The organism is Nocardioides sp. (assembly GCF_016462705.1).
In the GTDB taxonomy this organism is placed as follows: domain Bacteria; phylum Actinomycetota; class Actinomycetes; order Propionibacteriales; family Nocardioidaceae; genus Nocardioides.
The window spans coordinates 1-12,630 of the sequence record NZ_JAEMSS010000127.1; the positions used below are offsets into that span (position 1 = coordinate 1).

At 72.0% G+C, this 12,630-nt stretch carries 12 protein-coding genes; 6 read left to right on the plus strand and 6 right to left on the minus strand.

Annotated features, from left to right (window positions below):
• Nucleotides 1-183 precede the first annotated feature (183 nt).
• Together JHD21_RS15370 and JHD21_RS15375 are read right to left on the minus strand one after the other, a co-directional pair.
• The gene (locus tag JHD21_RS15370; protein WP_292676976.1) at nt 184-1,101 is read right to left on the minus strand and encodes a serine/threonine-protein kinase; all 918 of its coding nucleotides are present in this window, start codon (nt 1,099-1,101) and stop codon (nt 184-186) included.
• Nucleotides 1,102-1,173: 72 nt separating this feature from the next.
• A complete protein-coding gene (locus JHD21_RS15375) occupies nt 1,174-2,340 on the minus strand; it encodes an acyl-CoA dehydrogenase family protein (RefSeq protein WP_292676978.1) in 1,167 nt (388 codons plus the stop codon).
• A 45-nt stretch (nt 2,341-2,385) separates the two neighbouring features.
• On the opposite strand from JHD21_RS15375, the gene JHD21_RS15380 reads away from it, so the two are divergent.
• Both JHD21_RS15380 and JHD21_RS15385 read left to right on the plus strand, forming a co-directional pair.
• Nucleotides 2,386-3,633, plus strand: a complete 1,248-nt coding sequence (locus JHD21_RS15380) for an acyl-CoA dehydrogenase family protein (RefSeq protein WP_292676980.1) — start codon at nt 2,386-2,388, stop codon at nt 3,631-3,633.
• Complete coding sequence (locus JHD21_RS15385; RefSeq protein ID WP_292676982.1) at nt 3,630-4,406, plus strand: crotonase/enoyl-CoA hydratase family protein; 777 nt, start codon at nt 3,630-3,632, stop codon at nt 4,404-4,406. The genes JHD21_RS15380 and JHD21_RS15385 overlap by 4 nt, the downstream gene beginning before the upstream one ends.
• An 85-nt stretch (nt 4,407-4,491) precedes the next feature.
• Here the strand turns inward: JHD21_RS15385 and JHD21_RS15390 are convergent, their stop codons facing one another.
• Nucleotides 4,492-5,319, minus strand: a complete 828-nt coding sequence (locus JHD21_RS15390) for an alpha/beta hydrolase (protein WP_292676984.1) — start codon at nt 5,317-5,319, stop codon at nt 4,492-4,494.
• A gap of 202 nt (nt 5,320-5,521) precedes the next feature.
• Between JHD21_RS15390 and JHD21_RS15395 the strand changes: the two genes are divergently transcribed.
• Entirely contained in the window at nt 5,522-6,235 is a 714-nt protein-coding gene (locus JHD21_RS15395) for a hypothetical protein (protein ID WP_292676986.1), read from the plus strand.
• 150 nt (nt 6,236-6,385) lie between these two features.
• On the plus strand, nt 6,386-7,444 hold the full coding sequence (locus JHD21_RS15400) for a GGDEF domain-containing protein (RefSeq protein ID WP_292676988.1): 1,059 nt from the start codon (nt 6,386-6,388) through the stop codon (nt 7,442-7,444).
• A 21-nt stretch (nt 7,445-7,465) separates the two neighbouring features.
• Here JHD21_RS15400 and JHD21_RS15405 read toward each other — a convergent pair whose 3' ends face one another.
• Together JHD21_RS15405 and JHD21_RS15410 are read right to left on the minus strand one after the other, a co-directional pair.
• Complete coding sequence (locus tag JHD21_RS15405) at nt 7,466-8,632, minus strand: hypothetical protein (protein ID WP_292676990.1); 1,167 nt, start codon at nt 8,630-8,632, stop codon at nt 7,466-7,468.
• On the minus strand, nt 8,629-9,891 hold the full coding sequence (locus tag JHD21_RS15410; protein WP_292676991.1) for a sulfotransferase: 1,263 nt from the start codon (nt 9,889-9,891) through the stop codon (nt 8,629-8,631). The genes JHD21_RS15405 and JHD21_RS15410 overlap by 4 nt, the downstream gene beginning before the upstream one ends.
• A gap of 109 nt (nt 9,892-10,000) precedes the next feature.
• Here JHD21_RS15410 and JHD21_RS15415 point away from each other — a divergent pair, with 109 nt between their 5' ends.
• Both JHD21_RS15415 and JHD21_RS15420 read left to right on the plus strand, forming a co-directional pair.
• Entirely contained in the window at nt 10,001-10,570 is a 570-nt protein-coding gene (locus tag JHD21_RS15415; RefSeq protein WP_292676993.1) for a TetR/AcrR family transcriptional regulator, read from the plus strand.
• Nucleotides 10,570-11,607, plus strand: a complete 1,038-nt coding sequence (locus tag JHD21_RS15420) for a TIGR03617 family F420-dependent LLM class oxidoreductase (RefSeq protein WP_292676995.1) — start codon at nt 10,570-10,572, stop codon at nt 11,605-11,607. The genes JHD21_RS15415 and JHD21_RS15420 overlap by 1 nt, the downstream gene beginning before the upstream one ends.
• Nucleotides 11,608-11,637: 30 nt before the next feature.
• Here the strand turns inward: JHD21_RS15420 and JHD21_RS15425 are convergent, their stop codons facing one another.
• Nucleotides 11,638-12,486, minus strand: coding sequence for a sterol desaturase family protein (locus JHD21_RS15425; RefSeq protein ID WP_292676997.1), 849 nt, complete (start codon nt 12,484-12,486; stop codon nt 11,638-11,640).
• Nucleotides 12,487-12,630: the final 144 nt, after the last annotated feature.

Here is a 12,630-nt window from a genome sequence, read left to right on the forward strand (position 1 = left end):
TGGAACGCCGCACCGGCGCACCGGGCGGCGCGATCTACGGCACCGCGTCGCACGGCCCGCGCGCCGCGCTGCGCCGGCCCGCCAACCGCAGCCCGATCCCGGGGTTGTTCCTCGTCGGCGGGTCCGCGCATCCGGGCGGCGGCATCCCGCTGGTGCTGATGTCGGCCGAGATCGTCGCAGGACTCATCGGCCCGGCGGGAACGACGCCGGCATCGAGCGCCGCACCCCGCGCAGCAACTGGGCCAATCCGACGCATCCGAGAGCGGTCCACACGATCGTGAACAGCGCGCCCCAACTCCAGCCCAGCGGCGGCACGCCCGCCGGGAACGCCGCCGCCCCGCCGGCGGCCAGCCCGACCACGATCAGTCGGGTGGGGCGTTCGGCGACGGTGACGCATCCGACGCCCGGCATCCCGACCGCCTGGGCGCGGGCCCGCAGGTACTCCAGCAGCATCACCAGCGCCACCGCGGCCAGCACCCATGCCGTCGGTGCGCCCAGGGCGTACAGGGTGGCGCCGAGTGCCCACACGTCGGAGGCAGGGGTGGGCTCCTCCCCGCGCGCCTGCTCGGGCGAGAAGTACGACGGCGTGCCGGTGACCAGCCCGCTGCGGGTCAGCTGCTCCTCGTCGACGGCGCGGGCGATGCCGAAGTCCGAGATCTTCGCGAGGTCTCCCTCGCCGACCAGGATGTTGCTCGGCTTGACGTCCCGGTGGACGGTGCCGCGGGCATGCGCGGCCGCGAGGCCGTCGGCGACCTGTGCGCCGATCCCGGCCGCCCGCTCGGGGGACAGGGCGCCGTCGGACCGGATGATCTGGCTGAGCGTCCGCGACGGCACGTACTCCATGACCAGCCAGACGACGTTGCCGTCCTCGATCGCGTCGAAGATCGCGACCACGTGCGGGTGGTGCAGGGCCGCCGAGTGCCGGGCCTCCCGCAGCGCCCGCGCGAAGTGCATGCTCGACTCACCGGGCAGCCCGCCGACCTGCTTCACGGCGACCTCGCGGCCCAGGCGCTCGTCGCGGCAGAGCCAGACCATGCCCATGCCGCCGCGGCCGACCTCGCGTACGACGCGGTAGCGGCCGGCGATCAGGTCTGGTGGCACGGCGCTCCTCCCCGGGGTTCGTCGTCCCTTTCCAACTACCCAGGACCGGCCGGCCGCACGCCCCTCACCGGGTCAGCCGGCGCTGATCCCGCCGGGCTGGTCGGTGTCGAGCGAGCGGCCGATGACCATCCGCTGGATCTGGTTGGTGCCCTCGAAGATCTGCATCACCTTGGCCTCGCGCATGTAGCGCTCCACCGGGAAGTCGCGGGTGTAGCCGTAGCCGCCGAAGACCTGCACGGCGTCGGTCGTGACCTTCATCGCGTTGTCGGTGGCGACCAGCTTGGCGACCGAGGCCTCGCGCCGGAACGGCAGGCCGGCGTCCTTGAGCCGCGCGGCGTGCAGCGTGATGGCCCGCGCGGCCTGGGTGTTCGCCTCCATGTCGGCCAGCACGAACGCGAGCCCCTGGTGGCCGATGATCCGCCTGCCGAAGGTCTCCCGCTCCTGGGCGTAGGCCAGCGCGGCGTCCAGGGCGCCCTGGGCAAGCCCGGTGGCCACCGCGGCGATGCCGAGCCGTCCGGAGTCGAGGCCCTCCAGCGCGATCTTCAGACCCTCGCCCTCGGCGCCCAGCAACCGATCAAGCGGGATCCGGACGTCGTCGAAGTTCATCGCCGTGGTCGTGGACCCGGTGAGGCCCATCTTCTTCTCCGGAGGGTTCGCCGAGAGGCCGGGCGCGTCGGCCGGGACCAGGAAGCAGGAGATGTCGTTGCGTCCGTCGCCCGTGCGCGCCATCACCTTGTAGAAGTCGGCGAAGCCGCCGTGCGTCGTCCACGCCTTGGTGCCCTTGATCACCCACTCGTCGCCGTCGCGACGGGCGCTGGTCCGCATGGCGGCGGGGTCGGACCCGGCGTGCGGCTCGGACAGGCAGTAGGCGCCCAGCAGCTCGCCGCCGAGCATGTCGGGCAGCCACCGCTGCTTCTGCTCCTCGGTGCCGCGGGTGACCAGCCCGAAGCAGGACAGCGCGTGCACCGACACCCCCACGCCCACCGAGGCCCAGACCGCGCCGATCTCCTCGAGCACCTGCAGGTAGACCTCGTAGGGCACCCCGCCGCCGCCGTGCTCCTCCGGGTAGGGGAGCCCCAGCAGCCCGGTCCGGCCGAGCATCAGGAACACGTCGCGGGGGAACGTCGAGTCCGCCTCGGCCGCCGCCGACCGGGGTGCCAGCTGGTCGGTCGCGATCTGCCGCACGAGCCTCAGCAGCTCAGCGGTCTCCTCGGTGGGCAGCACGCGACGGGCGGTCATGGGCCCACGTTATGCGGCAGGGCTGAGCGTGGCAGTCTGCACCTCGTGACCGGTTCCGCGATGTACCCCGCGTTCCCCGCTCCCTCCGCCAAGGCCGTCGAGCTGTACGACGCGCTGGTGGCCTTCATGCAGGACGAGGTGTTCCCGGCCGAGGCACAGCTCGAGCGCGGCCAGACGCCGGCCGGGCTCGAGGACCGCGACCCACCGCCGGTGCTCGAGGAGCTCAAGGCCAAGGCCAAGGAGCGCGGTCTCTGGAACCTCTTCCTGCCCTCGGAGTCGGGCCTCACCCAGCTCGAGTACGCCCCGATGGCCGAGCTCACCGGCTGGTCCCTCGAGCTCGCCCCCGAGGCCACCAACTGCGCGGCGCCGGACACCGGCAACATGGAGCTGCTCCACCTCGTCGGCACCGACGAGCAGAAGGAGGAGTGGCTCGAGCCGCTGCTCGACGGGCAGTTCCGCTCGGCGTTCGCGATGACCGAACCGGCGGTGGCGAGCTCCGATGCGACCAACATCGAGACCCGGATCGTGCGCGACGGCGACGAGTACGTCATCAGCGGGCGCAAGTGGTGGATCAGCGGCGCGGCCGACCCGCGCTGCCGGGTGCTGATCGTGATGGGCAAGACCGACCCGGACGCGCCCACCCACCGCCAGCAGTCGATGGTGATCGTCCCGGCCGACACCCCGGGCGTCGAGGTCGTGCGCGACTACCCGGTCTTCGGCGGCTACGACCGGCACGGCCACTGCATGATCGACTTCCACGACGTCCGGGTCCCGGTCGCGAACCTGCTCGGCGAGGAGGGCGGCGGGTTCGCCAACGCGCAGGCCCGGCTCGGGCCCGGCCGGATCCACCACGTCATGCGGGCCCTCGGCGCCGGGGAGCGGGCGCTGCAGCTGATGGTCGAGCGCGCGAAGTCGCGGACCGCCTTCGGCAAGACCCTGGCCGAGCAGTCCGCGGTGCGCGAGCGGATCGCCGAGTCCCGGGTCGAGCTCGAGCAGGCCCGGGCGCTGTGCCACCGGGCGGCGTACGCCGTCGACAGCGAGGGCAACAAGGCGGCCCGCCACCTCATCGCGGCCGCCAAGGTGTCGGTGCCGCGCATCGTCACCGGCGTCATCGACCGGGCGATCCAGGTGCACGGCGGCGCGGGCATCTCCAGCGCGACCCCGCTGGCCGCGCTCTACGGCTGGCACCGGGCGATGCGCATCTTCGACGGCCCGGACGAGGTGCACCTGGCCTCGTTGGGCCGGCACGAGCTGACCCGCGAGCCCACGTTCCGGATCGGGGACCACGGATGAGCGAGCCGGAGTCCGACGCTGTCCTGACCGAGCGGCACGACGGCGTCCTGGTCATCACGATCAACCGGCCGGAGGCCAAGAACGCCGTCAACGGCGCGGTCGCCGCTGGCATCGCGGCCGGGCTCGACGAGCTGGACGCCGACGACGACCTGCGGGTCGGCGTGCTCACGGGTGCCGGCGGCGTCTTCTCGGCGGGGATGGACCTCAAGGCGTTCCTGACCGGTGAGGTGCCGGTTATCGAGGGGCGCGGGCTGGGCGGGCTCACCGAGGCGCCCCCGCGCAAGCCGCTCATCGCGGCGGTCGAGGGCTGGGCGCTGGCCGGTGGCTTCGAGATGGTGCTGGCGTGCGACCTGGTCGTGGCCGCGGAGACCGCGCGCTTCGGCGTACCCGAGGTCAAGCGCGGCCTGGTCGCCGGTGCCGGAGCCGCGCTGCTGCTCCCGCAACGGATCCCGCGCACCATCGCGCTCGAGCTGCTCCTCACCGGCGAGCCGGTCGACGCCCCGCGGGCCGCGGACCTGGGTCTGGTCAACCGGCTCACCCCCGAGGGCGGCGCCCTCGACGGCGCCCTCGCGCTGGCCGCGACGATCGCCGCCAACGGGCCGCTGGCGGTCGCGGTGACCAAGCAGATCGCGACCTCGGCCCCTGACTGGTCGACCGCCGAGGGCTGGCAGCAGCAGTCCGAGCTGATGCTGCCGGTGTTCACCTCCGAGGACGCCCAGGAGGGCGCGACCGCGTTCGCCGAGAAGCGCGCTCCGGTGTGGAAAGGTCGATAGTCACGCCCCAGCCACGGCTTGCGAGGTCTCGAGACGGGCGCGGAGCGCCCTCCTCGACCACCGCCGCGGCGCTAGTTCGCTGCGCTCACATGCGCGCCGCTAGCCAGGTCGTCACATCGGTGAGCACCTGGTCCTGCTCGGGCTCGTTGAAGATCTCGTGGAACAGCCCCGGGTAGATCGTCAGCGTCTTGTCGGTCGAGCCGGCCAGCTCGTGGACCAGCTTGCTGCCCTCGGGGTTGGTCAGCTTGTCCTTCTCCCCGTGCACCACCAGCAGGGGGAGGCTCAGTGACGGCAGCCGGCCGGGGAAGGTCTGGAGCCGCGTGAGCAGCGCGGCACCGATGCCGGCCTTGACCTTGCCGTGGTAGTTGAGCGGGTCGTTCTCGTAGGCCTCGACGACCTTCGGGTCGCGCGAGACGCTCTTGGGGTCGAGCGCGAGGGTGCCGAGCGTCGGCACGACCTTGCCGAGGACCTTGGCGATCGCGACCAGCCACGGCGGCTGGTCCTCACCGGGCAGCACCAGCGGGCCGGACAGCATCAGGGCGGCCAGGTCGGACTGGTGGTCCAGCGCGTAGTCGAGCGCGATCAGGCCGCCCATGCTGTGGCCGAGGAGGTACGTCGGCGCGCCCTCGACCACGACGAGCCGGCGGAGCGTCTCGAGGTCGGCGGTGAAGTCGCTGACGTCGCGGGTGTCACAGCGCGGTCCGCCCGACCTGCCGTGGCCGCGGTGGTCGGGCACGGCGACCCGGAGCCCGAGCGCGGTGAAGCGGTCGGCGACGTGACCGTACCGGCCGCGGTGCTCGCCCAGCCCGTGCGCGACGAGGAGGAGCCCCTTCGGTGGGCCGTCCGGCTCGTAGACGTCGTACTCGATGGTGGTGCCACCCGTGCCGCTGAAGGTGCTGGTCGAACGGGTCATGGGACTGCTCCTCGGGTCATGCACCGGCTGTGGCCGCTGATCCTATGCATTTGGCTAGACAGCCGCGTGTCGCTCGCACCTCCCGGCCACCGGGACTTGTCATGATGCCGGGTCGGGGCACGCAAGAGCCCACGCAAGACCCCCGCCGACCGGCGGGAGACCACGAGGCCCGGCGCTCGCCGGGCCTGACCATGGAGAACACATGACTCGTCAGAAACACATCTCGACCGCGGCGCTGGTCGTCGCCCTCCTCGCACTCGTCGCCTCGCTCGGTGGGGGGTCGTACGCCGCGCAGCTCCTGACCGGCAAGGACATCAAGAACGGCTCGATCACGGGCAAGGACATCAAGAAGAACTCGCTCAAGGGCAAGCAGGTCAAGGACAAGTCCCTGACCGGTGCCGACCTCAAGGACGGCTCCGTCGCTGCGGGCGACCTGGCGCCCGGCACCCTGGTGTCCACGGCGAAGTCGGTCCGCGTCGGCGCGACCGCCGCGGCCACGGAGGACGCCGCCCGCGCGGCAGCCCCCGAGCAGGTGCTCTTCACCGACGGTCCCCTGACCGTCTACGGCAAGTGCTACACGGACACGTCGGGCCCGACGACGTACGCGACCACGTACATCAAGACCACCGCGAACCGCTCGGTCTACGCCGGTGGCAACGACACCCTCGAGGGCGGTGCCATCGCCGACTACCTCAACACCGACACGCCCGAGATCGACCGTGAGCTCGAGGACGCCAGCGCCGGGGCCAACGACGCGGACTACTGGCGGAGCATCCTCACGGCCCACGCTCCTGACGGAACCGCGATCGCCGGGACGGTCGCGGTCGGCGCGAAGAACGGCACCCTCGCCGGTGGCGACGGTCCCTACGGTGCCGGCGACGCCTGCGTCTTCGCCGGCGACTTCAGCACCAACTAGCGCAACCCTGCTGCGGCCGGCGGAGGGCGGGCCACACCCCCGCCGGCCGCAGCGAGCACGACGAGACCCTCGGGTCGTGCGCTCGGATTCACGAAACGCCAGCGCCGCACCGCGCGTGACCGTAGTGTCCCGAGGCGGGGGTGACGCCACATGGGGCCCAGGATCCTGACGCCCGAGCAGCGCCGCATCGCGCTCACGATGGCCGCGCTGGGGAGCATCCTGCCCGTCGTCATCGTCACCGTCGACGACTTCGGCAGCCACAGCCCTACCTTCCTGGTCGGGGCAGCGCTGGCCGCCGCGGCCCCCGTCGGCTCGATCCTCGCCTCGCCGCACCGGCGTTGGCTCCGCTGGCCCTTCGCGTTCAGCGGGCTGCCCGGCCTGACCCTGCTGCAGGCCGAGACCGGTGGCGTCGGCTCGCCCTACGCGATCCTCCTGGTGATGGGCATGATCTGGTTCGGGCTGATGGCCTCCGACGGGGAGCTCCGGGCCGGCATCGCCGTGACCATCGCCTGCTGCTTCGTGCCGATGCTGGTGATCGGTCCGCCGGCCTATCCCGTGGACGTCGGTCTCGCGACCACGCTCGCCCTGGTGAACTGCTCGGTCCTGCTGGGCCTCGCCGCGACGACCCGCCAGATCGTGCGGCTCACGGACCGGCTGCGGCACGACGCCAACCACGACCGGCTCACCGGTCTGCTGAACCGGCGTGGCTGGGACGACGCGGTGGACACGCACTTCGGCCGCAAGCCACCGGCCGCCCGGGTCCGGGTCGTGGCCCTGATCGACCTGGACCAGCTCAAGAAGGTCAACGACACCCTCGGCCACGACCGCGGCGACGCGCTGCTCTGCTCGGCGGCCGACGGACTGCGCACCACGTTCGCGAGCACCGGAGTCGTCTCGCGCCTGGGCGGCGACGAGTTCGCCGTCCTGGTCCTGGACCGCTCGGAGGCCGAGGTCGTCAGCATGCTCGCCGACCTGCGGACCGAGACCGGGAAGGACGGGGCGTTCTCGGCCGGTGTGGTGACGGTGCGAGCCGGCGACGCACCGGGCGGCGTCATGCGCCGCGCGGACCTCGCGCTCTACGAGGCGAAGACCACCGGACGCAACCGGACCTGCGTCGCCGGCGAGCCGCTGTCGCAGGCCCTGGCCCACGCGACTCGCTCCTCCGAGGCCTCGCCCACCGACCGGCCCTCGACGCCCTCGTCGGTCTGACCCAGGAGACCGGCTCAGACGCTACGGCGTGTTGCGCGCCGCGAAGTGGCGCCGGCGCCGGGCGAGCGCCGCGCTCCGCTCGGCCTCGCTGACCCGCTGCGCGGGGTCGAACCAGTCGTCGACCTCGCTCGTCGAGATGACGGTGACCGTGGGCCCAGGTGGGGCTTCGGCGCGGGTGACCCTCCAGGTGGCGATCCCGCTGCGGTAGCCGCGCGCGTCGAGCCAGTTGTGGACGCCGTGGTCCTGCGTGGACAGCAGCACCCGCACCCGGCCGTCCACGACCTGTGACTGGGCGAGGTTGAGGCTGGTCTGCCGGTCGGCGACGTCGATCATCTCGCTCCACCTGTTGGTGAGGCAGAGCCCGAGGTAGGGGGACCGGTCCGGTACGTCGTACTCGATGACCAGGGCCTCGTCGGTACCGAGCTCCCACGGGATCGGGCTGAACCAGGTGCCCGCCATCGCGGAGGGCGGCTGCATCGGCGGGATCGCGGCGTTCCTGGGCAGGGCGCCGAACACACCGGCGGGGATGTCGCGCACCCACATCGTGAAGAGGCTGCGCGAGTCCTCGAGGTGGGCCCGGAACGCCGCCAGGGCCTCGTCCAGCGTCGCGGGGGACGCCGGCGCCGGGTCGGTGAGGCACTCCAGGCGGATCGTGCCGCGCCGCTGGCTCTCCCAGTCCCCGAAGGTCTGGTAGCTCGCGAAGCTGGTGGCGCCGCGCGGCAGCTCGAACCAGTTGCCCTCGTGGCGCTCGCGGGTGAAGAAGAGCTCGAACTCGCCGTCCGGGCCGATGTCGAGGTCGTCGGCCAGCACCTTGACCGCCGAGCTCTGGTCGGCCATGCCCGTGTACATGCCGAACGTGGTCGCCGAGGCGGAGCCGAGTACTCCGGACACCCGGTAGTCGTGGGCGTCGTCGACCTTGGCCGAGAGGTAGAGGGTGTCGGGGTTGGAGTGGCCCCAGTTCCACGGCGAGTACTGCGTGTTGACCAGCTCGGGTCGGGCCGGGTCGCCGTGGAGCTGGAGCGCGCTGAAGGCGAGGTGGCCGACCAGCCGGCGCAGCAGGGCGGCTGCGGACCCCTCGTCGAGGTCCCCGGTGCCGAGCGCGACCGTCATCAGCTCGTCGTTGAGCCTCGCGTAGTCGGACCAGGCCGCGCGCAGGGCGGTCGTGGCGTCGTCGTCGGGCCGGCTCACGTCGGGATGCCTCCTGCGGGCGTGGGGATGCCGTAGTAGTCGCGGTAGTACTGCAGCCGCGGCCAGATGGCCGCGAGGTCGAGGCCGTAGTCGGCGGCGTCGTACACATGCGGCTTGCGGGCCGCGCGCTGCGCGGCGAACGCGACCATCCGCCGCCGGGTCTCGTCGCTGAGCTCGATCCCGAACTTCTCGTAGATCTCCGCCACGCAGGTGACGGGCTCGCGGACCAGGCGCTCCATCGGGAAGTCGATGAACTGGTCACCGCGGTCGGCGTACTGCTTCCGCAGCTCGACGTTGCGGGCCAGCATCATCTCGACCCCCCAGCTCGTGTTCCGGCCGTGCTCGTGCCAGTCGATGTCGTCCTGGGCCATCGCGATGACAGTCGAGGTCAGGCTGCAGCTCGAGGCGATGACCTCGGTCGGCTCGCGGAAGGTCGTGACGAACCGGGCGTCGGGGAAGACGGTGAGGATCGTGTCGATCTGCTCCATGTGCGGCGGGGTCTTGAGCAGCCAGCTCTCCCGGGGGCGGAGGCCGCCACTCTGCAGGTACTGCAGCATCAGCTTCTGCTGCTCGTAGACCCAGGTGCGGTCCTGGCCGAGCAGCCAGCGGCCGTAGCCCTGGCAGTTGAACATGACGTTGAAGGTGGCGCTGGCGAAGTCGTAGGCGTGGAGCAGGGCGCACTCCTGGGCCTCCCAGGCGCCCATCGGGTGCGCGGCGTCCAGCCCGGGGGCGAGCCGAAGGCTGCGGTCCACGCCCTTCTGGCTCCTGGCGATCCGCGGGTCGGTGCGCATGGTCGCCGGGTCGAGGGGCGGGTGGATCTCGTCGCACTCCCAGGTGAACGGGTAGCGGAACCGCTCGTCCTGGCTGAGCAGGTGGTGGGTGATCGTGGTCCCGGTGCGGGGGGCGCCGATGATGAACAGCGGCCGCTGGATCGGCTCCTCGCGGATCTCGGGGTGCTCCTCGAGGTGCCGGGTCATCAGCAGCCGCTGGTGGAGCAGGTGCGTGAGGTGCGCACGGGCCATGACCCGGCCGAAGCCGTTGAGCCGGTCCTCGGTCTCGATCGAGTCGACGAGCTGGTCGAGGCCCTCCTCGAAACGAGGGTCCCCGAAGTCGGTGAGTCCGCCGGCCCGTCGGCTGGCCGCCGCCATCAGGTCGTCCTTGCGGAGCCGGCCGGGTCGCCAGCCGGTCCGCCGGGCCAGCCGGTACGCGGTGTTCAACGCCCGGATCGGCAGCGGCTTCCGGGGGACGTCGACGACCACGAGCAGTTACATTAGGATCCGTTACGTAATGGAGTCAACGAGCGCGTCCACCAGCGCCCCGCGGAGGACCTCGCCGGGACGCCCCCGAGACGAGCGCATCGACGCGGCGATGCTGCGGGCCACCCTGGAGCTGCTCGGGGAGGTCGGGTACGCCGAGCTGACGATGTCCGCGGTGGCGGAACGGGCCGGCTCGACGACGCCGGCGCTCTACCGCCGGTTCCCGTCGAAGCCCGAGCTGGTCTACCGTGCCGCCTTCGCCACCCCGTCCGAGGACCAGCTGCCGTGGGCGGAGGAGACGCTGTGGCGGACCAGCCCGGTGGCCGCGGTCAGGTCGCTGGTCGAGTCGAGCATCGCGTTCTTCGGGCGGCCCGCCATCCGCGCCGCCGTCGCGGGGCTGCTGGCCGAGATGCCCGGCCGGCCCGGGCTGTCCCGCAACCTCCTCGGCCAGCTGCAGGAGCCGTCGTACGACCGGCTGCAGCGGTGTCTCGACCGAGCCGCGGCTGCCGGAACGGTACGACCGGGCACGGTCGCGACCGACGTGCTCGACCTGGTCAGCGGCACCGTGTTCATGGCGCTGTCGAACGAGCGAGACCTGGACCGGGCGTGGGTCGACCGGGCCGTGGCGATGGTGGCCGGCGGCGTCACGGTCACCGCGGACCCGGCCGGCGGGGCTCGCTGATGGAGGTCGTCGCCTCCCTGCCGTCGAGGCTCCCCCTTGCCGAGGTGGGACCGGCGGCCAGACGGATCGAGGAGCTCGGCTTCGACGCGGTGCACGTGCCGGAGACGATCCACGACCCATTCACGGTCTCCGCGCTGGTCGCGACCAGCACCACTCGGCTGGTCGTGCGCACCAGCATGGTGGTGGCCTTCCCCCGCAGCCCGATGCTCACCGCCTACGCGGCCTGGGACCTCGCCCAGCTCTCCGGCGGGCGCTTCCAGCTCGGGATCGCGTCGCAGGTGCGGGGCAACGTCGTCGGCCGCTTCTCGACGCCCTGGACGGATCCGGTCGCCCAGCTCGGTGACTACATCGGGGCGCTCCGGGCGATCTTCGCCTGCTTCCAGGACGGAGGTCCGCTGGACCACGTCGGCAGCCACTACCGCTTCACCCGGCTGCAGCCCTACTTCAACCCCGGCCCGATGGAGCATCCCGCGCCGGCGATCTGGACGGGCGGGGTCAACCGGGGGATGACGCTGCTGGCCGGGCGGCTGGCCGACGGGTTCGTCTCCCATCCCACCAGCTCGCATCCGAGGATGCTGAGGACGGCGACCCTGCCCGTGCTGGACGAGGGGGCGGTCGCCGGTGGCCGGAACGGGCGCCCGAAGGTCGTCGCGGGGCCGCAGCCGCTGATGGCGGCCACCGAGGGCGAGCTGGCGGCGGTGCGGGACCGGCGACGCTCGGAGCTGGCGTTCCTCTACAGCACCCCTGCCTACCGGCGTCAGCTCGAGGTGTTCGGCCTCGAGGACCTGGGGGCCACGCTCAGCTCGATGGCGGCCCGGGAGGACTGGGCCGACCTCCCGAGCCACCTCACCGACGCGGTCATCGACACCCTGCTGCCGCAGGGCACGTACGACGAGATCCCTGCCGTCCTGGCGAGCTGGTACGCCGGTGTGTGCGACGGGCTGGTGCTCGCGGTCCCCGAGCCCGGTGCCGCGGACCAGGCCTTCGCCGGCATGGTCGCGCGGTGCCGGGAGATCCCGCCGTCGCGCCCGGACTGAGTCCGCGGGACGGCGCCTCGACCGCTCGGGTCAGGCGTGACCGGTGGTGGACGGCCGACCGTCCGGCGTCCACTCCGGCCCGCGGAGCAGGTGGTTGAACCGGGTCCGCCAGGAGTCGGCACGGCGCAGGTCGCGCCAGAGGTCACGGAACTCGTGGAACGCCACCGTGACCGGGTGGTAGGTCTCGATGTTGCGGGTCAGCCCGTAGGTGACCCGTTCCCCCTCGGGCTCGAAGCTGCCGAACAGCCGGTCCCAGATGATGAGGATCCCGCCGTAGTTGCGGTCGAGGTAGACGTCGTTCGACCCGTGGTGGACCCGGTGGTGCGACGGCGTGTTCATCACCAGCTCCACCGGGCGCCACAGGGTGCCGATCCGCTCGGTGTGCAGGAAGAACTGGTAGATCAGGCTGACCGACTGCTGGAACAGGATCATCCAGGGCGGGAAGAAGAACGCCATCGGCAGCCAGAACGGGTAGATGCTCATCGGCGTCCACGGCTGGCGCAGCGCCGTGCTGAGGTTGAAGAACTGGCTCGAGTGGTGCACGACGTGGCTGGCCCACAGGACCCGCACCTCGTGGTGGGCGCGGTGGAACAGGTAGTAGAGGAGGTCGTCGGCGAAGAACAGCGCGACCCACACCCACCAGGTGTCCGCGGAGAGCTGGAACGGCGAGACGGTGTACGCCGCCGCGAAGACGGCCAGGGCGACCAGCTTCATGGCGCCGTCGGTGAAGACGTTGCCCAGCCCCATCGACAGGCTCGTCAGGCTGTCCCGCATCTCGTAGCCGCGCTCGTCGTCGTCCGGCAGGTAGCGGAACGAGGCCGCCTCCAGCGCGAGGCACACGAAGAACAGCGGGATGGCGTAGATGACGAGGTCGACCACTCGCCGATGATAGGACGCCCGGACCTCGGGTCCGGGCAGCGTGGACCTGGTGGTGCGAGCCGCGGGGGCGTCTCACAGGGGGACCGAGGTCGGTAGGCCCCGTGGGACTCGAACCCACAACCAAGAGATTAAAAGTCTCCTGCT